The 24,918-nt window shown below is 52.1% G+C and carries 25 protein-coding genes; 11 read left to right on the top strand and 14 right to left on the bottom strand.

The window, feature by feature from the left end; genetic code table 11:
* Positions 1 to 211: 211 nt before the first annotated feature.
* From E6C74_RS01490 to E6C74_RS01480, 3 genes are all read left to right on the top strand, one after another.
* Entirely contained in the window at positions 212 to 676 is a 465-nt protein-coding gene (locus E6C74_RS01490; protein WP_136482680.1) for an Lrp/AsnC family transcriptional regulator, read from the top strand.
* Between the two features lie 168 nt (positions 677 to 844).
* Positions 845 to 1,456 (top strand): YitT family protein, encoded by a 612-nt coding sequence (locus tag E6C74_RS01485; RefSeq protein WP_136482678.1) that lies wholly within the window; start codon positions 845 to 847, stop codon positions 1,454 to 1,456.
* 18 nt (positions 1,457 to 1,474) lie between these two features.
* Positions 1,475 to 2,671, top strand: a complete 1,197-nt coding sequence (locus E6C74_RS01480) for an amino acid aminotransferase (protein ID WP_136482676.1) — start codon at positions 1,475 to 1,477, stop codon at positions 2,669 to 2,671.
* Positions 2,672 to 3,037: 366 nt separating this feature from the next.
* On the opposite strand, the gene E6C74_RS01475 is transcribed toward E6C74_RS01480, so the two are convergent.
* The 14 genes from E6C74_RS01475 to E6C74_RS01410 all read right to left on the bottom strand — a co-directional run bounded on the left by E6C74_RS01475 (position 3,038) and on the right by E6C74_RS01410 (position 16,430).
* Positions 3,038 to 3,520, bottom strand: coding sequence for an NUDIX domain-containing protein (locus tag E6C74_RS01475; RefSeq protein ID WP_136482674.1), 483 nt, complete (start codon positions 3,518 to 3,520; stop codon positions 3,038 to 3,040).
* 2 nt (positions 3,521 to 3,522) lie between these two features.
* Positions 3,523 to 4,437: a histone deacetylase gene (locus E6C74_RS01470; RefSeq protein ID WP_136482672.1), complete on the bottom strand. Its 915-nt coding sequence runs from the start codon at positions 4,435 to 4,437 to the stop codon at positions 3,523 to 3,525.
* 78 nt (positions 4,438 to 4,515) lie between these two features.
* On the bottom strand, positions 4,516 to 5,460 hold the full coding sequence (locus tag E6C74_RS01465; RefSeq protein WP_240798117.1) for an AEC family transporter: 945 nt from the start codon (positions 5,458 to 5,460) through the stop codon (positions 4,516 to 4,518).
* 96 nt (positions 5,461 to 5,556) lie between these two features.
* Positions 5,557 to 7,398, bottom strand: coding sequence for a sugar phosphate isomerase/epimerase and 4-hydroxyphenylpyruvate domain-containing protein (locus E6C74_RS01460; RefSeq protein ID WP_136482668.1), 1,842 nt, complete (start codon positions 7,396 to 7,398; stop codon positions 5,557 to 5,559).
* A gap of 46 nt (positions 7,399 to 7,444) precedes the next feature.
* The gene (locus E6C74_RS01455; RefSeq protein ID WP_136482666.1) at positions 7,445 to 8,269 is read right to left on the bottom strand and encodes a quinate dehydrogenase; all 825 of its coding nucleotides are present in this window, start codon (positions 8,267 to 8,269) and stop codon (positions 7,445 to 7,447) included.
* A 93-nt stretch (positions 8,270 to 8,362) separates the two neighbouring features.
* Positions 8,363 to 9,883, bottom strand: a complete 1,521-nt coding sequence (locus tag E6C74_RS01450; RefSeq protein WP_136482664.1) for a tripartite tricarboxylate transporter permease — start codon at positions 9,881 to 9,883, stop codon at positions 8,363 to 8,365.
* A 1-nt stretch (position 9,884) separates the two neighbouring features.
* Positions 9,885 to 10,400 carry a tripartite tricarboxylate transporter TctB family protein gene (locus tag E6C74_RS01445; RefSeq protein ID WP_136482662.1) on the bottom strand — a complete coding sequence of 172 codons (516 nt, stop codon included), beginning with the start codon at positions 10,398 to 10,400 and terminating at the stop codon, positions 9,885 to 9,887.
* 77 nt (positions 10,401 to 10,477) lie between these two features.
* Positions 10,478 to 11,485, bottom strand: a complete 1,008-nt coding sequence (locus tag E6C74_RS01440) for a tripartite tricarboxylate transporter substrate binding protein (RefSeq protein ID WP_136482660.1) — start codon at positions 11,483 to 11,485, stop codon at positions 10,478 to 10,480.
* 42 nt (positions 11,486 to 11,527) lie between these two features.
* Positions 11,528 to 12,361 (bottom strand): class III extradiol dioxygenase family protein, encoded by an 834-nt coding sequence (locus tag E6C74_RS01435; protein ID WP_136482658.1) that lies wholly within the window; start codon positions 12,359 to 12,361, stop codon positions 11,528 to 11,530.
* 4 nt (positions 12,362 to 12,365) lie between these two features.
* A complete protein-coding gene (locus E6C74_RS01430; protein ID WP_136482656.1) occupies positions 12,366 to 12,719 on the bottom strand; it encodes a protocatechuate 4,5-dioxygenase subunit alpha in 354 nt (117 codons plus the stop codon).
* A 13-nt stretch (positions 12,720 to 12,732) separates the two neighbouring features.
* The gene (locus E6C74_RS01425) at positions 12,733 to 13,602 is read right to left on the bottom strand and encodes an amidohydrolase family protein (RefSeq protein WP_136482654.1); all 870 of its coding nucleotides are present in this window, start codon (positions 13,600 to 13,602) and stop codon (positions 12,733 to 12,735) included.
* Between the two features lie 53 nt (positions 13,603 to 13,655).
* Positions 13,656 to 14,720 carry a 4-oxalomesaconate tautomerase gene (locus E6C74_RS01420; RefSeq protein WP_136482652.1) on the bottom strand — a complete coding sequence of 355 codons (1,065 nt, stop codon included), beginning with the start codon at positions 14,718 to 14,720 and terminating at the stop codon, positions 13,656 to 13,658.
* Entirely contained in the window at positions 14,713 to 15,390 is a 678-nt protein-coding gene (locus E6C74_RS01415) for a 4-carboxy-4-hydroxy-2-oxoadipate aldolase/oxaloacetate decarboxylase (protein ID WP_136482651.1), read from the bottom strand. The genes E6C74_RS01420 and E6C74_RS01415 overlap by 8 nt, the downstream gene beginning before the upstream one ends.
* A 14-nt stretch (positions 15,391 to 15,404) precedes the next feature.
* Complete coding sequence (locus E6C74_RS01410) at positions 15,405 to 16,430, bottom strand: amidohydrolase family protein (protein ID WP_136482649.1); 1,026 nt, start codon at positions 16,428 to 16,430, stop codon at positions 15,405 to 15,407.
* 156 nt (positions 16,431 to 16,586) lie between these two features.
* Here E6C74_RS01410 and E6C74_RS01405 point away from each other — a divergent pair, with 156 nt between their 5' ends.
* From E6C74_RS01405 to pobA, 8 genes are all read left to right on the top strand, one after another.
* On the top strand, positions 16,587 to 17,804 hold the full coding sequence (locus E6C74_RS01405; RefSeq protein WP_136482647.1) for a LysR family transcriptional regulator: 1,218 nt from the start codon (positions 16,587 to 16,589) through the stop codon (positions 17,802 to 17,804).
* Positions 17,805 to 17,967: 163 nt separating this feature from the next.
* On the top strand, positions 17,968 to 18,462 hold the full coding sequence (locus tag E6C74_RS01400; RefSeq protein WP_136482646.1) for an NAD(P)-binding domain-containing protein: 495 nt from the start codon (positions 17,968 to 17,970) through the stop codon (positions 18,460 to 18,462).
* A gap of 115 nt (positions 18,463 to 18,577) precedes the next feature.
* Positions 18,578 to 19,531 (top strand): Gfo/Idh/MocA family oxidoreductase, encoded by a 954-nt coding sequence (locus tag E6C74_RS01395; RefSeq protein WP_136482644.1) that lies wholly within the window; start codon positions 18,578 to 18,580, stop codon positions 19,529 to 19,531.
* A 4-nt stretch (positions 19,532 to 19,535) separates the two neighbouring features.
* Positions 19,536 to 20,537: an aldo/keto reductase gene (locus E6C74_RS01390; RefSeq protein ID WP_136482642.1), complete on the top strand. Its 1,002-nt coding sequence runs from the start codon at positions 19,536 to 19,538 to the stop codon at positions 20,535 to 20,537.
* 125 nt (positions 20,538 to 20,662) lie between these two features.
* On the top strand, positions 20,663 to 21,697 hold the full coding sequence (locus tag E6C74_RS01385) for a TRAP transporter substrate-binding protein (protein WP_240798100.1): 1,035 nt from the start codon (positions 20,663 to 20,665) through the stop codon (positions 21,695 to 21,697).
* Positions 21,698 to 21,721: 24 nt separating this feature from the next.
* The gene (locus E6C74_RS01380) at positions 21,722 to 22,297 is read left to right on the top strand and encodes a TRAP transporter small permease (protein ID WP_240798099.1); all 576 of its coding nucleotides are present in this window, start codon (positions 21,722 to 21,724) and stop codon (positions 22,295 to 22,297) included.
* Positions 22,297 to 23,583, top strand: coding sequence for a TRAP transporter large permease (locus E6C74_RS01375; RefSeq protein WP_136482640.1), 1,287 nt, complete (start codon positions 22,297 to 22,299; stop codon positions 23,581 to 23,583). Before E6C74_RS01380 ends, E6C74_RS01375 begins: the two co-directional genes overlap by 1 nt.
* A gap of 17 nt (positions 23,584 to 23,600) precedes the next feature.
* On the top strand, positions 23,601 to 24,851 hold the full coding sequence (gene pobA / locus E6C74_RS01370) for a 4-hydroxybenzoate 3-monooxygenase (RefSeq protein ID WP_136482639.1): 1,251 nt from the start codon (positions 23,601 to 23,603) through the stop codon (positions 24,849 to 24,851).
* Positions 24,852 to 24,918 lie beyond the last annotated feature (67 nt).

Below are 24,918 nucleotides of genomic sequence, written 5' to 3'. Positions count from 1 at the left end.
AGTCGCTGCACCCGTTCAGGGGTCAACAAACTGGTTGCGACCCGGATATATTCACTCTCTCCGCTCCCTTGCGTTAGAAAATACCTGTTACATTTTGACGGTGGCGCAAATCCTGTCTCAGTAGACGCGATTCTCAAGTAGTCGCCCAGACGGTGAGTTGGTACACTCGAGCTCATTCACCGATAACAGCAACCGCTAACAGGGACACACTATGGTCAGCACACTGGACGACTATGATGTCAAAATACTGCAACTACTGCAGGAGAACGGACGTCTTACTAATCAAGAACTTAGCGACATTATCGGCCTGTCAGCCTCGCAATGCTCACGGCGCCGGATCAGCCTGGAAAACCAGCAACTGATCCTCGGCTATCACGCTCGTATTTCACCACAGGCCTTGAAACAGGACATGATCGCCATGATTGAGATTAAACTGCTTAATCATGAACAGGAAAAAACACTTAACTTTCTGAACTTTATAAATAATGAGCCATCGATTATCGATGCATTTAAAACCACAGGTGATGCCGATTATCTGGTCAAGAGCCTGGTCTCCGACCTGGATACTCTGAATGCCCTGATCAACCGTATTTTCACCACCAAACTCATTTCCCATATCAAAACCTCGGTGGTGCTGGAACGGGTCAAAGAACACGGTAACGTCATTTCCCAATAAAAACTCTGCACCAAAATAGGCATCCTGGCGCGCATTTGGCGCAACAAACCGGCTTTAAATGCACAGATTGAGCTAAAATTGATTAGTTATTGCATGAATATTTCATTGTGATATTAATAACGCACAATTCACGCATTTAGCTCAACATTAACATTAGGGATGATTACGATGTCGGGAGTCGCTGTCGCAAACACACATCATAAGTGGTTTGAAGATGCCATGGCGCTGGTGATGGGCACCAGCCTGGTCGCCTTTGGGGTACTATTTTTAAAGCAAGTCGGTATGGTCACCGGTGGCACCGCCGGCCTGTCGCTGTTTTTGAGTTACCATTATCATCTGGAATTCGGCACCATCTTTTTCCTGGTTAACCTGCCGTTTTACTATTTAGCTCTGCGCCGCATGGGCTGGCTGTTCTGCCTGAAAACCTTTACTGCGGTTGGGTTAGTTTCCTTTATCACCAATACTCAAAGCCAATTTATTCAGATCAGTAACCTCAATCCGATTTATGCGGCGATTTTTGGTGGCTTTTTATTTGGTACCGGATTTATTATCTTATTTCGCCACAAAGCCAGCCTGGGCGGATTCAATATTCTCGCCTTATATGTGCAAGACAGATTTGGTCTGCGAGCCGGGTGGCTGCTGATGGGGATTGACCTGATCATCATGTTGGTGTCATTGTCCGTGGTCGGACTGTATGAGTTAGCGCTGTCGGTTGTTTGCGGCCTGGTGCTCAACCTAATCATCGCGCTTAACCATCGCTCAGATCGTTACCAAGTATAAAAATTAAGGAGAAACACTGTGCTTAACCATGTCACAGCATACGCCGGAGACCCTATCCTGTCTCTGATGGAAAAATTTATGGCGGATGACCGATCTGACAAAGTCAATCTGAGTATTGGTTTGTACTACGACCAGAATGGCAAAATCCCGACCCTGAAATCAGTGGCCGCTTCTCAGGTGCAGCTGCAACAAGCCGATGCCGAGCCATGTGTTTACCTGCCAATGGAAGGCCTGGCACCATACCGTGCGGGTGTACAGAACCTGGTGTTCGGCGCTAACCATCCGGCGCTGACAGATCAGCGCGTAGCGACAATCCAGTCGCTCGGTGGTTCAGGTGCACTGATGATCGGTGCGGATTTCCTGCATTACTACTTCCCAAAATCCACCGTCTGGGTCAGTAACCCGACGTGGGAAAACCACAATGCAATTTTTGCCGGCGCCGGTTTCCAGGTTGATTTTTACCCTTACTTCGATCCGCAGACCAAGATGCTGGATTTCGATGGGATGCTCTCGGCCTTAAGTCAGCTGCCTGCTCAGGATATTGTCCTGCTGCACCCTTGCTGCCATAACCCGACGGGTGTCGACCTGACCAATGAACAGTGGGATCAGGTGATTGAAATTATTAAACGCAATCAGCTAATCCCATTCTTTGATATGGCGTATCAGGGCTACGGTGACACCATGGCTGATGACGCTTATGTGATCCGTAAAATTGCGCTTGAGCCCAATGTGGTCAGCTTTGTTTCCAACTCATTCTCGAAGATTTTCTCTCTGTATGGCGAGCGGGTCGGCGGTTTGTCAGTGGTGTGTAACGACAGCGAAGAAGCGTCACGTGTTCTGGGCCAGTTGAAGGCAACCGTACGTCGTAACTACTCGAGCCCGGCTAAATACGGCGCGAAAGTGGTGTCAAATGTGCTGAACACGCAGCAGCTGAACGATCTTTGGCTAAGCGAAGTTGAAGAGATGCGCAGCCGTATTCTCACCATGCGTGAAACCCTGCACAACACTTTGCAGCAACTTTGTCCGCACAAAGATTTCAGCTTCCTGGTGAAACAGAAAGGCATGTTCAGTTACACAGGTTTCAGCGCCGAGCAAGTGGATACCCTGCGTGAAGAACACGGCATCTACCTGATCAGCAGCGGCCGCATGTGTCTGGCTGGCCTTAACGAAAGCAATGTGGCTAAAGTGGCTGCGGCGTTTTCAGCTCTCAGATAACGGGGGATGACCCAACCGGTACGCCGAACGGTCATCTGACTGCGCTGCCTGGCGGCGCAGTCAGCCTCATTCTTCAGCATCGCTATACTGCGCAAATCCAACTCAGACCAATTCACGTCCTTGTGTTATTGATCTTTGATCCCAACGAGCTTTATCGCTAAAAATAGTGACATTCAGCAGAGATGAACAGACACTGGCAACGTAATCCATTCAAAAGTCGCTGATAAGCGATTGCCGAAGCACAGATTCAGTCCGCTGTGACGACGTGGTGTTTCTGGTCGTGTTTGAACCAGGGGTTTACCAACAAGGCCCCCAACAGTATGCGGCAATCCGGATCGGGCTTCTCTGCATACAGTCAACAACGAGTCACAAATGATTAATGTGCTCGGCATTACCCTGAATATAACTGCCCAAATGCCTGCTGAAACGGCGCTGGCGGGTCCATTCAATCAAGGGGCCATGCAGCTCCGCCGGATAGACCCGCAACGTTGGCAGTGTTTCGACAGGCACCCACTCCACCGACTGAATCACCGCTTCATCATTGAGTCCTTTCAGGTTGTCCGTATTGGGCGTACCCCGATAACGGTCAATCGCATAGAAAAATTCCGCATGGTAGCGTTTAGGGTCATGCTCAAGGAACTCACGCACACAGATCAGTTCACCGACTTCAACTTCAATCCCCGCTTCCTCCCGAAATTCACGCTGCACACAGGCTTTGGTACTGCGATCTCCCTCTTCAAACCCACCACCGGGCGGGATCCAGTACTCACCGGTAAAGTCGCGAATTTTCACCAGCAGTACCGCATCATTGTCAATCAAAATACCGGCACCACGAATACGATGTTGCATAGTTACTCCTTGTAGCGGTCAAATGCGGCTTTAAACAGTTGCAGATGAATCGGCACCAGGGTCTGATGATCACTGCGGTAGCCACCGCCGACCACACACGCCATCGGCAGGCGCCGCTCGCGCGCCAGATCCATCATAAAGCAGTCACGCTGATATATCGCCGCCGTCGAGACGTTGAGGTAGCCCAGCTCATCGTCCTGGTGAATATCGATGCCGGCATCGTAAATAATCAGATCCGGCTGATGCAGATTGACCGCCATGGTGACGACAGAGATAAAGTGGCTGAGGAATTCATCATCATCAGCTTCACGGCTTAAGGCGACATCCAGATCGGACTCCGGCTTGCGGGCCGGGAAATTTTTATCACAATGGAAAGATAAGGTAATGATGTCGTCACGTCCGGCGCACAAGGTCGCGGTGCCGTCGCCATGATGCACATCACTGTCAACAATCAGAACTTTGTCGACCCCCTCGTGCTGCAAGGCGCGATGCGCCGCCAGCACCAGATCGTTATACAGGCAGAATCCACTGCCAAAATCATGGTGCGCATGGTGATAGCCACCACTAAGATGAATCGCCAGACCATGCTGCAGCGCCAGTTGCGCGGTCAGCGTGGTTCCGCCTGCCGAAGTCAGGGTGCGCTCAATCAGAGCCGGGCTCCAGGGAAAACCGATACGACGCATTTTTGCCGCCGGCAGCAGGCCGTCAGCCAGCGCCCGGACATACTCGGCGTTATGAACCTGACAGATATCCTTCAGAGTCAGCGCCTGAGGAGCAAAGAACTCAAACGCGGCTAACCAGTCAGGTGCTTGTTGCTGCAGCGCCTCATACAACAAACGGTACTTATTGATCGGATAACGATGCCCTTCGGGCAGCGGCAGTTGCGAATAGATGGGGTGATAAATCAGCGGAATCATGTCCACGCCCGACAAATAATCAATAGCCGGATGGTAACAGTTTGCCGCCTTGCTTCACAATACCTCTGCCAAGGCACCTTATCCGCGCGCCAGCCACCAACTGGCAATGCTCAGCATCATCGGAATCGACACCAGAGATGCAGCGGTCGCCACCAGCTGCGCGGTGGCGCAAAAAGCACGCCGCGAATACACTTCGCCGACCACCGCATAAATGCTGAACATTGGCACTGCCGTGATAACCACCAGAGTCATGGTCAGTGCGGTTTGTCCCGGCAACAGCCAGGACATCAGCAGCAGTGCCACCAGAGGATGCACCACCAGCTTGACCGATACCGTGGTCAGCAGCGGCCACCAGCGGGTCTCTTTAATCGCGATCGTTGCCAGTGAACCACCAATCACAAACAGCGCCACTGATACCGCAGACGGTGCCAGCAAGGTCAGCGTCTGATTGATAACATCCGGAAGCGGTACGGCCAGGATATTACCCACTACACCCAGCACAATCGAAATCAGCAGCGGATTCTTACTGGTACGCTTTAAAACACCCATTATCCGTGAGCGTAAACCGCTTTGACTACTGGTTGCATGAAAGTCCATTAAAATAAAACAGATAGGCAACACACACAGATTTTCGATGATCAATGCCATGGCAAAACCACTCACCGGCGGCGAGTCCATCAGCTGCAACATTACCGGATAGCCGATAAATGCACTATTGGGTACCACCATACCGGCCATCATCAGCGCGCTATCGAGTCCGCCCTGTTGCATGCCTCGTCGCAACAGATAGAAACCGGCCACCATCACCGATAAGGACGTCAGCAGGTAAGCCAGCAGATAACGGGGATTAAACAGTTCGCTCAGCGGCAGCTCCATCAGGGTTTTGATGATCACCGCCGGTAATGCCAGATACATAACATAACGCCCCATTTCCGCCACCGCACCGGCGGAGATTAATCCGCGCCGCACACACAGGTAGCCAAGAAAAATAATCAGAAAGATGGGAAACACGACGGATAACACGTTCAAGATAAACTTCCTTATAGTTCAACAACAAAAAGGGTGATACCCAGCGGCATCACCCTTTCTCCTTCATCGGCGGCTGGCGGATGTCACGGCTTAGTTGCCAATGCGCTGCTGCCGAGCCTGTGCAGCGAGACGGATATGAGCGTTCGGTTCACCGTACCCCTGATAATTGACCCGCTGCACCACTTCAAAGAACACACCAAAGTGCTCTGTGGTATAGAAATGGAAGAAGTGCCCTTCCTCATTCTGGTCATACAGAATGTGGTACTCCTGCATCAGGGCCAGCAACTCGGTATCAAGCTGGAAGCGCGCTTCCAGATCACGATAGTAGTTAGCCGGAATAGGCAGGATACAATCACGGGATACTTGCTGTACTGTCGCAAAAATATCGTCACAATTAAAGGCAATTTGTTGCACACCCGCACCCTGTGCCTGATTGACAAAACGCTGCGCGGAAGAGTTACGCGCCGACGAGGTATTAAATGGCATGCGGATATTGCCGGCCGGACTCTTGGCCACACGACTGGTCACAAGTCCATTAATATCCGTCATATCCTGACTTGGTTCGATGTCAAAGCCGAACAGGGCTTTAAAGAAGAAGGTGGCCGACAACATGTCGGTGTCGAGTACCGTCTGTCCGACGTGATCAAACTCTCGCAGCCCGGCCCCCGCATGGGCATGGTTGGGATCGCTGACCGGAACAAAGTCGATATCATAGAATTCCGGTACCGACTGGCTGTCGACAAAGTAGATCAGTTGATCACCGACGCCCTTGATGGCCGGAATGTTCAACTCACCCGGGCCGGCCTGATTATTAAAGCGGGCACAATCATAATGCTTAGTGCGCTTAATCATTTGTGCCACGCTGCTGGTGCCAAAACCGAGTGCGCATACCGACACACCGTGGGAAAGAAAATAATGGTGCGCCTGACTTTGTGGCTCATAATTCAGCACCAGATTAATCTTACCCTGACGCATCAGATCCACTTTTTTAGAACGGTGGCGATGGGTGATGGCAAAACCAAGCTGCTGCAACAGATTGACTAGCTTCTGGCCATCTTCACCCTCAATGGCAAATTCGATAAAGGCCAGTGAATCTATGGTCGGCTCCGGCACTTCGGGCTCTTTGAGCTGTTCACCAAGCCAAATCAGCGAACGCATACCGTCGGTCGCTTTTTCGCTCGCCAGCGAAGCACGAAACTCATCGTTAAAGATCTCATGGGAGATATAGTCACGATAACCCTTCTCTTTCAGGCACTGCATAAATTCGATGATTGGCATATCGCCCTGCCCTGGGAAGCAGCGGAAATGGCGGCTGAAGTTAAGCACATCCATCTGCAGGCTTGGGGCATCCGCTAGTTGAACCAGAGCGATTTTATCGGCCGTGATCTCATTACGCATGGTATCGAGGGTATTATTCCGCGCATACATATGAAAGGTATCAAGCACGATACCGAGATTGCCGTGGTCTGCCTGCTTAACGATATCCCACGCCTGATCGTAGTCATGCACGTAGCGTCCCCAGGCCAGCGCTTCGTAGCCGATCTGGAAGTTTTCCTGCGCAGCCAGCTCTGCCAGTTGATGCAAATCGGCCGCTGCGCGCGCCGGATCATCAATCACATGCGGAGACACGTTCGAGCACACCATCAGACGTGACGTACCCAATTCATGCATCAGTTCAAACTTCTTGCGGGCTTGATAAAAGTTCTGTTTGCGTATCGCCTCCGGCATCGCTTCAAAATTACGAAACGGCTGTAAGGCAATAATTTCCAAACCAAGACTTTCTGCCAACTGGCGTACCTGACGCGGTGACAGATCGGACTGGGTTAAATCGTTTTCAAAAATTTCCACACCGTCAAAGCCGGCGTTGGCTGCCGCATGCAGTTTGTCGACCAGCGATCCGGAGATACTGACGGTTGCAATACCTGTTTTCATACTCTTGTCCTTGTTTGTGCTTCACCACGCATTAACCGCGGCAAAGTTACTCCACACTGATTTCGCCGCTGAGCAGCTGACTGTCGACCGCGCGCTGGGAAAACCACTGGTAGGCATCGACTCCCTGGTGGATAAACAGCTCAAAGCCGCTGATGACGCTCATATTTGCCGCGCGGGCCAGACAAATAAATTCGGTTGCGACCGGTGTATACACTGCGTCAAAAACCCAGCGCTGGCCCTGCACCTGCTCAGCACTGAACGAGGCGCCCGGCGTGGTGTAGTGACCAACCGGTGTAGCATTGACCAGACCATCACAATTGAGTGCACATGCCGTCACTGCATCAGCGGTAAGCGCGCTGCACGCGACACCGGCCTGCTGCAAATCGCTGACCAGCGCCTGCAGGCTGACTGTGTTTTCATCAAAGATGTACAGGTGTTCCACCTCGAGCATACCCAGGCCAAAGGCGATCGCACGCCCGACACCACCAGCGCCTTTCATCAGCACTTTGCCCGGTTTGAGGTCTGAACACTCTTTTTGATAGGCACGCACAAAACCGCTGCAATCGGTATTGGTGCCACTCAGTTCTTCGCCGTCAATGATCAGCGTATTAAGGGCACCCAGCCCGGCACTGGTGTTAAATGTATTCGCCACGATGTTCCAGGCCCACACTTTATAAGGGTGGGTGACGTTAACACCGCGATAGCCACGCTGTTTGAGATCCTTGAGTAATTCGTACAAGGCCTGCTCGTTATCGAGTTTGCAGTCAAACAGATCGTAGCTGGTAGCAATATCGAGCTTTTTACCCAGCAATTCATGAAGTTGAGGAGATTTACTTTTTTGAATATGTTGACCAATAAGTCCAAGTTTCATCGGGATTTCCTCTCATTTTGCGGACAACAGGCAGCAGCACACCGCAGCACAGCCCGACAAGGCTGTGCTGAAGTCTGTCTCTGTTATCTCTTGTTATTGTTTCGCGAACGTTTTGCGCTGCGCGCAGTTGTGCTTAATCTTTTTCCAGACCGGGATCTGTGACAGATAGATCAGGGCGATCACTACCGCCAGCACGGTTGAGATCGGACTGGTAAAAATGCCCTGGATAAAGGATAAAATATTGTCCTGCTCGGACAACATCGCCCGGCGCCAGTTCTGATCCATCAGATCGCTGAGGATCACACCCAAAATAACCGGTGCTATCGGGTAGTTGTATTGGCGCATAAAATAGCCCAGCACACCAAACGCCATCATCCACCACACATCGGTGATCGAGTTATTGATCGCGTAAGCACCCACCACTGACAGCACGACAATAAGTGGCATCAGGATTCCTTTCGGACAACTGACCATTTTACTGAACACCTTGATTCCGGTCAGACCAAACACCAGCACGCACAGGTTAGCCAACGTCAGGCTGCCGACGGTAAACCAGAAAATGCTCGGGTTTTCGGCCAGCAGCAGCGGGCCCGGATTAAGGCCGTGGATGAACAGCGCACCGATAAACACCGCGGTAACCGCATCGCCGGGAATACCCAGCGTCAGCATCGGAATGTAGGCACCGCCTACCGCCGCATTATTGGCCGCTTCCGGTGCCACCAGGCCCTCTTTTGCGCCCTGGCCGAACGGCACTTCCGGATTTTTCGTGCTGCGTTTGGCATAGTCGTAAGCCATCAAAGACGCGATATCACCGCCGGTGCCCGGCAGCGCGCCAACCACAACGCCCATCAAGGAAGATTTAATACTCAGTGGCAGGTAACGGCGTACATCCATCCAACCCGGAATGATTTTAGTCAGCTTCTGTTTAATGACTGCTTTGTCGATATTGTGCAGCTGACTGAGCACTTCAGACAGACCAAACATACCGATCATGACGGCAATCGGGTTGATACCATCCCACAGTTCGACCACTCCAAAAGTAAAACGCTCTTCCGCTGTTAGCGGATCGAGGCCGACCGTACCGATCAGGATACCGATCGCGCCGGTAAACATCCCTTTGGCAAAACTGCCTTCGGATAATGAGCTAATCAGCATGATGCCAAGCATACCTATCATCAGATAGTCACGTGGCTGGAACTGAATCGCAAATGTACTCACGACCGGCGCGGCAAACGACAGGACCAGAATCCCGACAAAGCCACCCACAACCGACATGATCGTGGTCAGGCCGATTGCACGCCCGGCTTCGCCTTTTTCAGCCAGCGGATAACCATCGATTGCGGTGGCAATCGCCGATGGCGAGCCCGGAATATTCAACAGAATGGCGGTTCGTGAGCCGCCATATACGCCGCCCATGTAAACACCGACCATCAGACACAAAGCGTTATTCAGATCCCAGGGGAAAGTAAACGAAATCAGGATCGATACAGCCATAGTGACTGACAAACCGGGAATCGCGCCGATGTAGATCCCGAGAAAGGTCCCCAGAGCGGTCAGTAAAAACAGGTTCATTGATGTCCATGACATCAGAAAATAGTTGATAGATTCCAACATCTCAGGCGCCTCCGCTAAATAATGAAGAGAGATAAGACAGCACATCACCTTCTGGAATCACCCCTTCTGGCAGGATAACCAAAAATACCAGACGGAAAATAATATAAATCACCACCAGTGCCAGCAGCGCAATGGTGACCGCTTTAACCAGGTTACGCTGATGCAACAGCAGCAGGGTAACGGTCAGAAAAACAAACGTGGTAATCACAAAGCCGATGCTTTCCAGACAAAAAGCAAACAGGCCAATCAGTACCAGCATGATCACCACATTGGTCGGCACAATCTGCTGCAGAAAAGCGCGCAGCGCCGATTTCACCGGTGCTTTTTTCAGTGTGTCCTTCACGGTAATCAATGAGAACACCAGCATGATCGCCGCTGCACTCATCGGAAACGCGCCAGGTGAACTCAACGCATGGGAGTCGGAAATGAAAAATGCCTGATACAACAAGCCGGCACTCAGCAATACCATCAGTACACTGAATACCAATTCTCCCGGTTTTCTGGATTTAACCTCCATGGTCAATCTCCTCACTCACATATTATTATGGGTGCACGAATACAGGCACGCCGCGCATGCCTGTATTCGCTACCTCATTATTGACTGACTTTTTTGATGTTAAATTTTTCCGGAGAGAATTTGGCAATGCCGGAATCGTAAGCAATCCAGGATGCTACCGAGCGAAAACGCTCGACGTAGTCACCCGCTTCCTTGCCAGACAGACCAAGATAGTTAAAACCGCGCTGCTCCATCAGGTTTTTGAACTCATCGCTGCTGGCGGAATGGTTAAATGCCGCGGACAATTTGCTCACCACATCATCCGGTGTACCTTTTTTGACGAAAATACCAAAGAAGGAGTTATACGGCAGCTGTGAGGCCAGTTGCGGATAGTAGTCCGTTACCGGTTTAACATCCGGGAAGTGTGCATTCGGCTCTTTGTCCATCAGACCAATCACTTTCATCTGACCGGCACGAAGATACTCTTTGGCCGGGCCGTATGCCGTCGGCATCACATCAATCGCGTTACCCAGAATGGCGGTCATACCCGGGCCATCACCGTTATACGGGATCTCAGTCACTTCAAACGGTTCAGCGCTTTTCAGAATCGCCAGCAAAACTGAAGGCAAACCACCCGGTCCGGTTGAACCCAGTTTGATCTCTTTCGGATGGGCTTTCGCATATTCGATAAACTCATGCAGGTTATCGTATGGGGCGTCATTGCGCGCCACGATGATTGAAATCCCCTGCGCCAGCACCGAAATTGGCACCATGTCGCTGTAATCGAGTTTGCCCAGCCCCATAACCTTAGCCATCTGGGTCGGCTCCGCCCCCATCAGCAGAGTGTAACCGTCAGCACCGCGGGCATTAACGTACTTAGTCGCAATCGCACCTGCACCACCACCGCGGTTGGTGAGGATGATATCGGTACCCAGTTGCTTTTCCGCCCCCGGTGTGACGGAACGCATGATGCTGTCAGTGGCACCGCCCGCACCCCACTGAATAATGCCCTGGATGTTTTTACTCGGATAATCGGCCGCCATCGCCAGCGATGAACTCATCATCATCATGCCCACAGCCAGGCGTTTGAGGTAAGTCTGTTTCATGTTCTGGTCCTGTTATTATGTTATTTCACGTCGTAGGGGAAATTATTCAAGTAGGAGTAATCCGGCACCGGTATTAGAGATCGGCACGTGGTAATTACTGTGCAGCACCGTCAGTTGCGGATTCAGTACACCGCGCATGCCGAGCCACATATTGAGTTCCGGTCCCTGAGAGCCAGCCTGTTCAACCAAATCGCGTACAGACAGTTTGGTTAACGCTTGCGGTTCGCTGACAATTTTGTCCATACAGTAGAGGTCAAACTCTTTATTGATGAATCCGGCGCGTTCGCCATCCAGCTGATGGGACAGACCACCGGTGCCCAGCACAACCACCTTGAGATCCTGATCAAAACTGCGTACTGCATCGCCGATCGCTTTACCCAGGTCATAACAACGTTTTGGTGATGGCATCGGATGCTGTTCGATATTGATACACACCGGGATCACTTTGATATGATCGTATTTAAAGCCCGGCCACATCAGCTGCATCGGAATGGTCAGGCCGTGGTCGACTTTCATTTCCTGGCAAATCGTGATGTCAAATTCGTTGTCCACCAACTCATTACAAATGTGCCACGCCAGCTCAGATTCGCCCTGAATGGTCGGAATCGGTTTTATACCCCAGCCCTCATCGGCATTGTGGTACTCTTCTGCCACACCAATCGCAAACGTCGGTTTACGGTCAATAAAAAATTCCAGGCCATGGTCGTTGTAGAAAATAATCGCCACATCCGGTTGCTTTTCGCTCAGCCATTCACGCACCGGTGGGTAAGCATCAAAGAATGGTTTCCAGTACGGGGTCTGCTCCAGACCCTGATCAATCGCTTTACCAATCGCCGGAATGTGTGACGTGGTAATGCCGCCTAAAATTTGTGCCATCTGCTTATCTCCCTGCATCGACCAGTTTCTGTTTAAACGCTTCCAGTGACATGCCGGTTTGCAATGCACCGATATCCTGCATGTTCATCCCCAGTGCGCCGGCAAATTTCGCCAGATAATAGATGTTGCCGCCCAGCTCAATCATGCGCAGCACATCGCGATCGCGTACCGCCTGCTTCTGCTCTTCGCTCAGGTTAAAACGATCGCAATAAGCCATCTCATCAGCAAAAAACGCGTCGCGCGCTGAGGAATCGTTGAGGGAGAAACACATTTTGTTCAGGCCATAACCTTTGCGTGCCATGTTGCCGTCGAAAAACGTGGTACCCAAAATAGGCACTTCATTTTTTGCGTAAGCCATCCTTGCTTCTCCTTTATTGCCAGTACAGTTTCATCGGATTATCGACCAGCAGTGTCTGTTGCAACTCCGCTGTCGGCGCGATAAGGGGAATCACATCAACCAGGTGACCGTCATCAGGCACATGCGATTTCATATTCGGATGCGGCCAGTCAGTGCCCCATAGCACCTGATTAGGAAAACGTTCCACCAGATGTTTGGCAAACGGCACCACATCGCTGTAATCCGGTGCAGTCTGAGTCAGGCGCTCCGGACAGCTGACCTTGGTCCAGATTTGTGGATTATCAGCCAGTAACTGGGCAAATTTTTGGAAGTCAGGATGGTCGACGCCGAGAGCAACGTCGGGACGGCCCATATGATCGATAACGATCTGGGTATCGAGTTCGAGCAGGAACGGGGCGATATCGTCAAAATCCTGCGCTTCGAAATAGACCACAATATGCCAGCCCAAAGGACGAATCTTGTGCGCGATATTGAGGAACACTTCTTTTGGTGTCGCATCGACCAGACGTTTTACGAAGTTAAAACGCACACCTCGCACGCCCAGATCGTGCATCTGCTGCAGCTCTTGCTCGCTAATGTCCGGTGAGACTACCGCCACGCCACGTGCTAAATCACCCGCGGTTTGCAGGGCATCCAGCAACGCTGCGTTATCCGTGCCATGACACGACGCCTGCACTATCACATTACGGGCAAAGCCGAGGTGGTCACGCAGTGCGAACAGCTGATGTTTCGACGCATCACACGGGGTATATTTACGCTTGGGCGAGTAAGGAAACTGCTCTGCCGGACCAAAAACGTGGCAGTGGGCATCCACCGCACCAGCAGGTGCGACGTAAGTAGGCTTGCTCGGGTCGGGATGAAAAGGTAAGTAATCTTTATCCATCTTATCGTCCTTGTTATTGTAATCTTCTAGTTATGTTTCACGTTTCGGTCGTCTTAGCGACCAAATACTACGCCGTCGAACAGCTTGCGTGCCGTACGCAAAATCGCAGCGCTTTTTACGTTATCCTGTTGGTCTAAACTGACCACAACACTTAATTCACCAGTTGGGTGCTCAACGCTGAGGGTCATACGCTGCGCTTTCTCCAATCGGGCCACCTGGCTAGCCGGTGAGTGTGGCAACAGACAGGCTGTCGCCACACTCACCGCCCCCAGTACACCAATGGCGTCATGGCAGCGATGAGGAATGAAAGTGCGGGTATTGATCGTGCCCTGTTGTGGTGCGCTGACAATACTCAATTTCGGCACCGAGAGTTCAGTGACATCTCCCAAATTCATCATCGGTCCGGCTTTCAGACGCAGTTGCTCGAGTTGCAGCCGCAGTTCCTGATTGTTTTCCAGATCTTGCGGGCTTTCTGAGCCTGACAATCCAAGTTCGTCTGCTGCAATCACCACCACCGGCATGCCGTTATCAATCAAAGTGACATGAAGCCCGTTGATTTCATCCACCTCGTTCCCGGTTGGCAGCAAGGCCCCGCAGCTGGAACCTGCCGTGTCCTGAAACTCAATTTCAATCGCGCTGGCCGTACCCGGTACACCATCTATACAGGATACCCCACGGTAAGTCACCTGACCTTGTGGTGTCGGCACACGACAAATTGCGATTTGACCGGTGTTTTCCATAAACACAGTGACTTCGGTCACCAATTCATCGGCCTCAACCAACCCATGCTCAATTGCAAAGGGGCCGACACCGGCGAGAATGTTGCCGCAGTTCTGTTTATCGGCGACCAAAGGCTGATCAACAAACACCTGCAAAAACAGATAATCGACATCCACACCGAGACGCTCAGACGGTTTCACTACCGCCACTTTCGAAGTCAGCGGGCTGGCCCCGCCCATTCCATCAACCTGTTTTACATCCGGAGAGCCCATCACCTCCAGCAGAAACGCATCACGCTCGGTTGGATCGGCCGGCAGATCCGATGCCAGGAAGTAGCCCCCTTTCGATGTGCCGCCACGCATCCACATGCATGGTGCTGAGAACGGCTGCTCAGACATATTTCAGGCCTTCTTGTTCCAGACGCTCACGCATCTCATAGATGTCCAGGCCCAGTTCACCATTGGCGAGGCGCACCCGTTTAGCTTCTTCGCGCGCTTCACGGGCACGAGCTTCATTAAGCACCCACTCCGCCTCTTCGCGGCGCACCACACACACGCCATCATCATCGGCAACAATCACATCGCCCGGGTTGACCACTTCATCAGCACAAACCACTGGTACATTGACGGAACCCAGGGTGGACTTGATGGTGCCCTGAGCAAAAATATGCTTAGACCAGACCGGGAAATTCATCTCTTTCAGCGTGCGCACATCACGTACGCCACCATCAATAATTAATCCGACCACACCGCGTGACTGGGCAGATGTCGCAAGCAGGTCACCAAAAAAGCCGTGATTTGACGGCGAGGTTGGCGCAAACACCAGAATATCGCCAGCCTGAGCCTGTTCCATCGCGACATGCATCATCCAGTTGTCACCGGCCGCACCCGAAATGGTCAGGGCAGAGCCCGCTACCGCCACATCGCTGTAAATAGGACGCATATAATCAGCCAGCAAACCTTTACGGCCCTGCGCCTCATGCACGGTGGCCACACCACACTGCGCCAGACCTTGCACAATGTCAGGATCGACGCGTTCAATGTTCTGTACTACTACGTGATTACTCATTTTGCTCTCCTGAATTAAGCCTGGTTAAGAATGCCATCAAGGCGGCTGAATACCCGACGGGCATTGTCTTCAAAAATCATCGATTTTTCCTGCTCCGACAGCTTGGTGTTGGCATCGATATAGCGTTTGGTGTCATCGAAATAGTGGCCGGTTTCCGGGTCGATGCCTCTTACTGCGCCGATCATTTCCGATGCAAACAAGATGTTTTTGGCCGGCAGCAGATCAAGCAGCAGGTCGATACCTTTCTGGTGGTAAACACAGGTATCGAAATAGATGTTGTTGAGGACTGACTCTTCCAGCGGTGGCAAGCCCATATCCTGAGCGATACCACGGAAACGTCCCCAGTGATAAGGCACGGCACCGCCGCCATGCGGAATGATGATCTTCAGCTCAGGAAAATCTTTAAACACATCAGACATCAGCAACTGACTGAACGCTGTGGTATCAGCCCCCAGATAGTGAGAGCTGGTGGTATGGAAACAGTGGTTACATGCGGCACTGACATGGATCATCGCCGGAACATCCAGCTCGACCAGTTTTTCGTAAAGAGGGTAAAAACTGCGATCGCCCAGCGAAGCGTCCTGCCAGAATCCACCTGTGGTATCCGGGTTGAGGTTACAGCCGATAAAACCCATCTCTTCGACACAACGCACCAGTTCAGGAATGGATTTGCTCGGCGTAATCCCCGGTGATTGGGGTAGCTGGGCTACCGGCGCAAAGTTATTCGGATACAGGTCACACACGCGGCGAATCAGGTCATTCTGATGCTCGGTCCAGTAACGGCTGGTGTACTCGTTGCCAATATGGTGTCCCATCCAGCTGGCACGCGGGGAAAAAATCGTCAGGTCGGTTCCGCGCTCTTGTTGCAGACGCAACTGGTTATTATCAATGCTTTCGCGGATTTCATCATCGCTGATGTGGATCGTCCCTTTCTCGCCACGATAGGCTGGGTCTTGTTTCAATGCGGCTTTTTGTGATTCACGATAATCACCGACTTGTGGCGGCGTTGTCGTGTAATGGCCATGACAATCAATAATCATACTTAGTCTGCTCCCTTGTCACTAAGCAATTGGACTTACTCAATGCGTGGATCACAGTATTTACATTTGCGTTACGTTTTGGCTATTTCAATTTACACTAACGGTATTGGTTTTTGATATAGTGTTAAAAAACGAGATAGAAAGATTACGCATAAAATGGAAAAGATACCCAACCTGCGCCACTTGGTCGCATTTGTGGCCGTGGTCAAAAACGGCAGTATCAGCAAAGCATCGGAAAGCATTTTTTTATCCCAGCCAGCCATCACTCAGGCTATCGCCAAAATTGAGAAGTCGCTCAAAACTTCGCTGTTTGAACGCAAGACTGACGGGATGAACCTGACTGCGGAAGGGGAACTATTCAGCTTCCGGATCGAACGGGCCCTGGAGATGCTGACCCAGGCGATCAAGAAAAGTTACCGCCTGGATAAATCCGCCGGCGCTGCCGCCACACCGAGTTTATTTGCTCTGACCACCACACAGCTGCGCGCTTTAGTCGCCGTATCCGAAGCGCAAAATTACTCCGCGGCCGGACGTAATATTGGTGTATCCCAGTCCTCTCTATATAGAGCGTGTAAAGATCTCGAAGAGTACCTGGGCACCGTTTTGTTTGAAAAAACCAGCCTGGGAGTCAGCCCGACCAAAGCGGCCCAGGCCCTGAGCCGGGCGGTAAAACTGGCCTTCAATGAAATCAATCAGGGCATTGCCGAAATCGATGCCAAGAATAATGTCAGCGCCGGCAGTATCATCATTGGTAGCCTTCCACTGGCAAGAACCTGTATTTTACCTAGTGCAATCAACGAGTTTACTCAGAACTGTCCGGATTTTAATGTCAGCGTCCTCGATGGGTTATATGAGGATTTACTCGAACACTTACGGCGTGGCGAGCTGGACGTGATTGTCGGCGCACTGCGCTTTCCGGTGCCTTCCTACGATGTGCATCAGGAAACACTGTTTTTTACCTCTAACGTCATCCTGGCCCGCCAAGGTCATCCGCTGGGGAAAATGGCAAAAGTGACTCTGGACGATTTATGTCACTATGGCTGGGTTATTTCACGTAAGAACACTCCCGGACGCCACATGTTCGAGCAGCTGTTTCTCAGTAAAGATCACCCACTGCCACAACAGATTGTTGAAGCCAGCTCACAGATGCTGGTGCGTGAAATCGTGGTGGGCAGTGACAAACTGACCATGTTGCCCAAACACCAGGTGCACAGAGAGTTGAGCGAAGGCGCATTTGAAATGATCGATTACGACACCGAACAACAAAAGCGTGCGATCGGCATCACAGTGCGTAAAAGTTGGCGCGGCACCACGACGCAGGAAGCTTTTGTTGAAACTATACGCCGCATTGGTCTTTCACTGATCAACCTATAAGAAAATGATATAGGCCATCCAAAATTGGCTATTCAAAATTTGAATAGCCAATACTAAATTTCAATTATCCCGATACCATTCCGTTTGCTAAGTTAGCCATCAATAAAACAACTTCAATACACTCCATCAACATATTTGCTACCTGAACGTTTAAGGAATGTGCATGGCAAAAATTTCGCGACTGGCGCTGATTGGTTTCGGACTTACCGCGCAGAACATGCTCAGACTCGGGGTTAACCAGGCCGAGCGTGTCATTACTGCTTTTGACCCGAACACCTTACATGATGACAGCTGTAAAACGCAGCTGGAGCGCTTTATCAGCAGCGGGGTGCAAGGCTGTTTTTCAGTGGCGGATGCCATTAACAGCGCGCATCTGATCCTGCTCAGTGATGCTGAGCGTGACCTCACCCCCTGGCTGGAAGAGCTTGTACCTCAGCTCAAACCGGGGCAGATGGTCGCCGATCTGCGCAGCGGCAGCGTCGATAAGGCCCGTTTACAACAAGAGATCGAGAGCCGACAAGCGGCCTTTATAGACGGTGAGATTGATATCCATCATGACCACCTTGTGATTCGCAGCACGCAGCACACCAGGCTACTGGAGATATTTAAATCTTTAGATATCAGAACGGCTCACCTGGATCTCAACCACGCCAGTTAGCGAAAGTATTGTTGCAAAAAGAGCACCTCTCAAAAAATCGCAACTTAACAATATAACCACTTAACAATATAACCACTCAGTGGGCGAACCACTCCGGAAACAGAAAGGAAACGTTATGAATATTTGTGTCGTTGGTGCCTCTGGCGCTTTTGGAACTAAACACCTGGAAGCCTTAAGTCAAATTGATGACGTCCAGGTTTCCGCGCTGGTTGGCAGTGAAGTCGAAAAAATGACCGCGCTGGGTGAGCAATACCCGGGCGCCGTCATCAGCGACAGCCTGAGTGAAGTACTGGCGCTGGATACTGTCGATGCCGTCATTCTGGCGACTCCGACCCACATGCACGCCAGCCAGGCGATTGAGTGTCTGGAAGCGGGTAAACATGTCCTGGTTGAAATCCCGATGGCCGACAACATCGAAGATGCCCGCCGTCTGGTTGAAGTTCAGAAACAGACCGGACTGGTCGCGGTGGCCGGTCACACCCGCCGCTTTAACCCAAGCCATCAGTGGATTCACAACAAAATTGCTGCCGGTGATCTGCATATCCAGCAAATGGACGTGCAGACGTACTTCTTCCGTCGCACCAACACCAACGCCAAAGGTGAAGCGCGCAGCTGGACCGACCACCTTCTGTGGCACCACGCCTGCCATACCGTGGATCTGTTCCAATACCAGACTGGTCAGACTGCCAGCCAGCTACAAGCGATGCAGGGACCGGTTCACCCGCAACTCGGTATTGCGATGGACATGAGTATCGGTCTGAAAGTGCCATCCGGCGCTATCTGTACCCTGTCACTCTCATTCAACAACGATGGGCCTTTCGGCACCTTCTTCCGCTACATCTGTGAAGAAGGCACCTACATCGCCCGCTACGATGACCTGTTCGACGGCTACGACAACCCAATCGATCTGTCCGGCGTGACCGTTTCCAACAACGGCATTGAGCTGATTGATCGTGAATTTATCGCTGCCATCCGCGAGGGACGTGAGCCTAACTCATCAGTACTGCAATGTCTGAGCGCGATGGAAACGCTGCACAAGCTGGAGCAGTTACTGGAAAACAACGGGTAACGATATGAAAAAGATCGGACAACTGACCAGTCGTGCCGTCGGGTTAGGCTGCATGAACCTCTCACATGCTTACGGACCGGCGACACCGGCTCGAGAAGCTTCAGCCCTGCTTAACCAGGCGCTGGACTTGGGCTATGACCATCTCGACACCGCAACCTTATACGGTGCAGGTGCCAACGAGACTCTACTGGGCCAGGCCGTCATGCACCGACGGGATGAATTTTTGCTGGCCAGTAAATGCGGTATGTATATCGACCCACAGGGAACCAAACAGATCAGTGGTGACCCGGCTTTGATCCGCCGTCAGTGTGAAGACAGTCTGCGCCGCCTCAATACCGATGTGATTGATCTCTACTACCTGCATCGCTGGGATAAAACCATCCCGATAGAAGAAACGGTCGGTGAACTGAGCCGTCTGGTCGAAGAAGGCAAAATTCGTGAAATCGGTTTGTCCGAAGTCTCTGCCACCACATTGCGTAAAGCGCATGCGGTGCATCCTATTGGCGCGGTCCAGAGTGAATATTCACTCTGGACCCGTAATCCGGAAATCGCTCTGCTTGACGCGTGCCGCGAGCTAAATGTCACCCTGGTGGCATTCAGTCCGCTCGGACGCGGCATGCTGACCGGAACCCTGCGCGACCGTCAGGCTCTGGCCGACAAAGATATCCGCCGTGCGATGCCGCGCTTCGCCGAGCGCAACTTCGCCCGTAATCTGAGCCTGATTGACGGTCTGCAACAACAACTCGATGTCTGGCATGCAGAAGGAAAACTGGATATCAACCTGGCGCAGTTAGCTCTGGCCTGGCTCAACAGTCAGCAGGTCGAGCTGGTTTCCATTCCGGGCACCACCAACCTTGACCATCTGGCGCAAAACATCGCTGCCAGTGAAGTGATCCTCAGTGCTGACATGGTTGCCGCGCTGGATGATCTCATCAACCACAACCGGGTGGCCGGACCGCGCTATAACGCCGCCACCCAGACGGAGATTGATACCGAAGAATTTTAATAACCGCCAACAGCTGCATGGACGCAGCGCCGGGATATCTGCCCTCCCGGCCCCTGTTTTCAGCCTGTAGCTGGCGAGCAGACCGCCTGGCGATAACGTGAAAATAAACATGAGTATGGATGCGAATGATGAAAAAGATAACCACCCTGACTGCCTGCACAATCGGCACTTTACTCGCGGCTGCATCAGCTCAGGCTGCGGACGTGAACCTGCGCTTTGGTCATTTCTGGCCAGCGGTGTCGGCAATACACACTGATCTGTTCCAGGCTTGGGCTGACCAGGTCGAACAGGACTCCAATGGCAGGATCAACGTCGATATCTACGCCAGTTCCACTCTGGCCAAAGCTCCGGCGCAATACGACGCCGTCAGTCACCAGATTCTTGATATGACCGCTACGGTGCAAGGCTATACCGCCAACCGCTTTCCGCTTACCCAGATCGTCGAGTTGCCCGGCGTAGTCAAAAGCGCCGTGCAGGGATCTTGTGTGATTGAACATCTTTACACCGAAGGTCTGATCGCATCCGAATACAAAGATACCCGACCGCTGTTCATGTTTACCCATGGTCCGGGCCTGCTGCATACCAAAGACAAAAAAGTCGAAACACCACAAGATCTGGCCAACCTGCGTATCCGTCGTCCGACTTCAGTCGTCGCCGGTTTACTGGAAAAACTCAATGCCCTACCGGTCGGCATGCCGGCACCGGACTCTTACCAGTCACTGCAACGTGGCGTGATTGACGGGGTCGCCCTGCCTTGGGAAGGGGCAAAAGTATTTAAAATCAATGAGCAGGCGAATAACCACACCGATCTGGGTGGCCTGTATTCGCTCGCTTTCGTTGTGACCATGAATAAAAACGTCTACAACCGCCTGGCACCGGAACTGCAAGCCGTGATTGATAAAAACTCCGGCATGTCGTGGTCATTAAAAGCGGGTGAAACGTTCGATGCACTCGATAGCCAGGGCATGGCCGAGGCCAAACAAAAAGGCCAGCAGATCACCACCATCAGCCCTGATCACTTCAACAGCGAGTGGAAACCGGTACTGGATAGTGTTACTCAGCAGTACCTGGATGATCTCGAAGCCAAAGGCTTACCAGCCAAAGCGGTTTATCAGCGTGCCCTGGCGTTGTCTGCCGGCAGCTGCGCGAATCCGGTTTAAGCGATGTCTATCGGGAGTAATGTTATGACTGCATGCAGAAATTTTATCAATCAGATAGCAAAAGCCATGCACGTGCTGAGCGGTGTACTGCTGATAAGCATGATGCTGGTGACATTGATTGATGTCCTGACCCGTACCCTGTATGGCCTCAGTGACGGTGCGATTGCGCTGACCTTTATCGGCGGTGTTGAGCTGATCAAATACGGCCTGTTGTTTACCATTTTATTTACCCTGCCTCAGTCGGTCGGTGATGCTCAGGTAGTGGTCGATCTGTTTACCGATCGCATGTCCGAGCGGGCAAAAATCTATCTCGAATCCTTCTACCTGCTTGGTTTTGCTCTGCTTGGCGCCGGTATGACCTACCGTTTTTACGATGCCATTGAGAGCGCCATCCTGAGTGGTGAAACCACCCAGGATCTCATGATCCCAATGCCATGGGTTTATCGCATAGTGGTGTTCGCGACCGCCATGCTGACCCTGCGCTGCCTGCTGCTGATCTGGGAACTGATCCGCTCTCATCATCGCAACCAGGACACAACCACTGAAGCGCATGCAACGTCGCTTCCCCACTCGAATCAACAGCATAAAGAGGTGATGTAATGGACGCGCCTATGATTGGTTTTATCTGCATCGCCATCATGTTGATCATGATAGCGTTTCGCGCCCCGATTGCGTTATCAATGGCAGTCACCGGTTTTGTCGGCTTTGCCTCGATCGTTGCGTTTCAGCCCGCGGTGGCCATTTTAGACAGTGCCCCGTTTGATGCCCTATCCAACTACAGCTTCAGTCCGATTCCGATGTTCATTTTAATGGGCGTATTCGCTTCCAAAGCACGGATGTCACAAGAGCTGTTCAACGGTGCTAAAACCCTGTTCGGCTCCTGGCGTGGCGGAATGGCGCTGGCTGCGGTGACATCCTGCGGCATCTTTTCGGCCATTTCCGGTTCATCGCTGGCGACCGCGGCCAGTATGTCGCGTGTGGCACTGCCAGAAATGAAACGCAATGGCTATTCGGTCTCACTGGCGACAGGCACTCTGGCAGCCGGCGGTACGCTGGGCATTATGATCCCGCCTTCAATTGCCCTGCTGCTGTACGCCCTGATCACCGAACAGTCGGTCGGTGATATGTTTATCGCGGGAGTCATTCCGGGCCTGCTTGGATTGGCGTTTTACTGCCTGGCCGTTGCGGTCACCGTATGGCTGTTCCCTCATCTGGCCACGCCAGGGGAAAAAACCACCCTGATGCAAAAACTGGCCGGTCTGAAAGGACTGCTACCGTTCACTGCCATCTTTGCCTTTATCATCGCCGGGATTTACGCCGGGTTCTTTACCCCGACTGAAGCAGCGGCCATCGGCGCCGCACTCACCCTGGCGATTGCGCTGATGCGCGGTATGACCTGGGCCATGTTTGTTGAAGCGATTAACGAAACCTTATCTATCTCTGCGATGATTTTCTTTATGATCATCGGCGCTGAAATCTTCGGTTTCTTCCTGTCTGTGTCGCGCATTTCTTATTCTCTGGTCGACTATGTGCAAAGCCTCAACATGTCGCCTTACATGGTGCTATTTGCCGTACTGATGTTGTTTATTCTGATGGGCTGCGTCATGGACAGCATCGCTATGCTGCTGCTCACGGTTCCCGTGGTGTTTCCGTTGATTCAGGCGGCCGGTTTCGACCCTATCTGGTTTGGTATCGTGGCGGTGATTACCGTCGAAGTCGGCCTGATTACTCCGCCGGTCGGCATGAACGTATTTGTCATCAAGTCCTTGGATAAAGAGCTCAATGTCACCGATATCTTCAAAGGCGTCATACCTTTCATCCTGTCGGATGTTGTCCGGCTGGGCCTGTTGATCGCCTTTCCGTCACTGGCGCTAGCCTTACTATAACGAGCAAGGAGCACACCATGAAAACGTTGCAAACCAAGGTGGCCATTATTGGCTCCGGACCTTCCGGACTGTTACTGGGCCAACTGCTGCACAAGCAAGGCATCGATAACATCATTATCGAACGCAGCTCTGCACAACATGTGCAGGATCGGATCCGTGCCGGCATTCTTGAGCAGGGCTTCGTTGAGCTACTGCAGCAAGCAGGCTGCGAGCAACGTCTCGAGCAAGAAGGCCTGGTGCATCACGGTATTTACATCAGTGTAGAAGGCAAGAAGACTCACGTTAATCTAACAAAACTGACGGACGGCAAAGTCGTCACCTGCTACGGCCAGACCGAAGTGACCCGCGATCTGATGCAGGCCCGGCAAGCGTCGGCCCAAACCAGTTTTTATAGCGCGCCAGTGAACCAGATCCACAATTCGCCTCAAAGCAAAGCCCGTGTCTGCTTTGAAATGGACGGCGAACCGTACCAGATAGAATGTGATTTTATCGCTGGCTGCGACGGTTATCATGGTGTGTCACGTCCGAGTATTCCGCAAGACATCCGTACCGAATATGAACGGATTTATCCGTTTGGCTGGCTGGGTTTGCTTGCCGACACTCCCCCAGTGTGTGATGAGCTGATTTACTGCAAACACTCACGCGGCTTTGCCCTGGCCAGCCAGCGCTCGGAAACCCGTTCCCGCTATTATCTTCAGGTAGCAAACAGTGAAAAGGTCGAAGAGTGGAGCGATGAACGCTTCTGGCAGGAGCTGAAACTGCGCTTGCCGGCCGAAGAAGCCGCCAAGCTGCAAACCGGGCCCAGTATTGAAAAAAGCATCGCCCCGCTGCGCTCGTTCGTTTGTGAGCCGATGCAGCACAACAATCTGTTCCTGGTCGGTGATGCGGCGCACATCGTGCCGCCAACGGGCGCCAAAGGGCTGAATCTGGCCGCCTCAGATGTGGCTGCCCTGTATCAGGTGCTGAGTGCTTACTATGCAGGCCAGCCACGTCAGGTGGTGGAACAATATTCGGATGTTTGTCTGCGTCGCGTGTGGAATGCGGAACGCTTCTCCTGGTGGATGACCAGCATGCTGCATCACTTTGGTGAAGAACATGAGGATAAACGTTCATTTGTGGAAAAGATGGCCGATTCTGAACTGGAATTCTATCTGCACAGTGAATCTGGCATGAAGCTGATTGCCGAGCAGTACGTCGGCCTGCCTTACGAGCAGATTAAATCGGTTGAAAGCGAGGTAAAGCCACACGCCGTCCAGGTCAACAGCTAGACAGCGACGACTAAGCCGAACAGCACAGCCGCAACCGACTCTGTGAGCCGCACGGCACACAATAACT

The sequence above is a fragment of the Vibrio sp. H11 genome (genome assembly GCF_004804295.1).
Taxonomy (GTDB): Bacteria; Pseudomonadota; Gammaproteobacteria; order Enterobacterales; family Vibrionaceae; genus Vibrio; species Vibrio ostreae.
The sequence above is the reverse complement of the archived record's forward strand: the minus strand, read 5'-3'. Positions and strand labels throughout refer to the sequence as shown.

Excerpts from the sequence above, each read along its gene's own strand:
- E6C74_RS01490 (WP_136482680.1), top strand. The coding sequence starts at position 212 with ATGGTCAGCACACTGGACGACTATGATGTCAAAATACTGCAACTACTG.
- E6C74_RS01485 (WP_136482678.1), top strand. The coding sequence starts at position 845 with ATGTCGGGAGTCGCTGTCGCAAACACACATCATAAGTGGTTTGAAGAT.
- E6C74_RS01475 (WP_136482674.1), bottom strand. The coding sequence starts at position 3,520 with ATGCAACATCGTATTCGTGGTGCCGGTATTTTGATTGACAATGATGCG.
- E6C74_RS01470 (WP_136482672.1), bottom strand. The coding sequence starts at position 4,437 with ATGATTCCGCTGATTTATCACCCCATCTATTCGCAACTGCCGCTGCCC.
- E6C74_RS01460 (WP_136482668.1), bottom strand. The coding sequence starts at position 7,398 with ATGAAAACAGGTATTGCAACCGTCAGTATCTCCGGATCGCTGGTCGAC.
- E6C74_RS01455 (WP_136482666.1), bottom strand. The coding sequence starts at position 8,269 with ATGAAACTTGGACTTATTGGTCAACATATTCAAAAAAGTAAATCTCCT.
- E6C74_RS01450 (WP_136482664.1), bottom strand. The coding sequence starts at position 9,883 with ATGTTGGAATCTATCAACTATTTTCTGATGTCATGGACATCAATGAAC.
- E6C74_RS01445 (WP_136482662.1), bottom strand. The coding sequence starts at position 10,400 with ATGGAGGTTAAATCCAGAAAACCGGGAGAATTGGTATTCAGTGTACTG.
- E6C74_RS01440 (WP_136482660.1), bottom strand. The coding sequence starts at position 11,485 with ATGAAACAGACTTACCTCAAACGCCTGGCTGTGGGCATGATGATGATG.
- E6C74_RS01435 (WP_136482658.1), bottom strand. The coding sequence starts at position 12,361 with ATGGCACAAATTTTAGGCGGCATTACCACGTCACACATTCCGGCGATT.
- E6C74_RS01430 (WP_136482656.1), bottom strand. The coding sequence starts at position 12,719 with ATGGCTTACGCAAAAAATGAAGTGCCTATTTTGGGTACCACGTTTTTC.
- E6C74_RS01425 (WP_136482654.1), bottom strand. The coding sequence starts at position 13,602 with ATGGATAAAGATTACTTACCTTTTCATCCCGACCCGAGCAAGCCTACT.
- E6C74_RS01420 (WP_136482652.1), bottom strand. The coding sequence starts at position 14,720 with ATGTCTGAGCAGCCGTTCTCAGCACCATGCATGTGGATGCGTGGCGGC.
- E6C74_RS01415 (WP_136482651.1), bottom strand. The coding sequence starts at position 15,390 with ATGAGTAATCACGTAGTAGTACAGAACATTGAACGCGTCGATCCTGAC.
- E6C74_RS01410 (WP_136482649.1), bottom strand. The coding sequence starts at position 16,430 with ATGATTATTGATTGTCATGGCCATTACACGACAACGCCGCCACAAGTC.
- E6C74_RS01405 (WP_136482647.1), top strand. The coding sequence starts at position 16,587 with ATGGAAAAGATACCCAACCTGCGCCACTTGGTCGCATTTGTGGCCGTG.
- E6C74_RS01400 (WP_136482646.1), top strand. The coding sequence starts at position 17,968 with ATGGCAAAAATTTCGCGACTGGCGCTGATTGGTTTCGGACTTACCGCG.
- E6C74_RS01395 (WP_136482644.1), top strand. The coding sequence starts at position 18,578 with ATGAATATTTGTGTCGTTGGTGCCTCTGGCGCTTTTGGAACTAAACAC.
- E6C74_RS01390 (WP_136482642.1), top strand. The coding sequence starts at position 19,536 with ATGAAAAAGATCGGACAACTGACCAGTCGTGCCGTCGGGTTAGGCTGC.
- E6C74_RS01385 (WP_240798100.1), top strand. The coding sequence starts at position 20,663 with ATGATGAAAAAGATAACCACCCTGACTGCCTGCACAATCGGCACTTTA.
- E6C74_RS01380 (WP_240798099.1), top strand. The coding sequence starts at position 21,722 with ATGACTGCATGCAGAAATTTTATCAATCAGATAGCAAAAGCCATGCAC.
- E6C74_RS01375 (WP_136482640.1), top strand. The coding sequence starts at position 22,297 with ATGGACGCGCCTATGATTGGTTTTATCTGCATCGCCATCATGTTGATC.
- pobA (WP_136482639.1), top strand. The coding sequence starts at position 23,601 with ATGAAAACGTTGCAAACCAAGGTGGCCATTATTGGCTCCGGACCTTCC.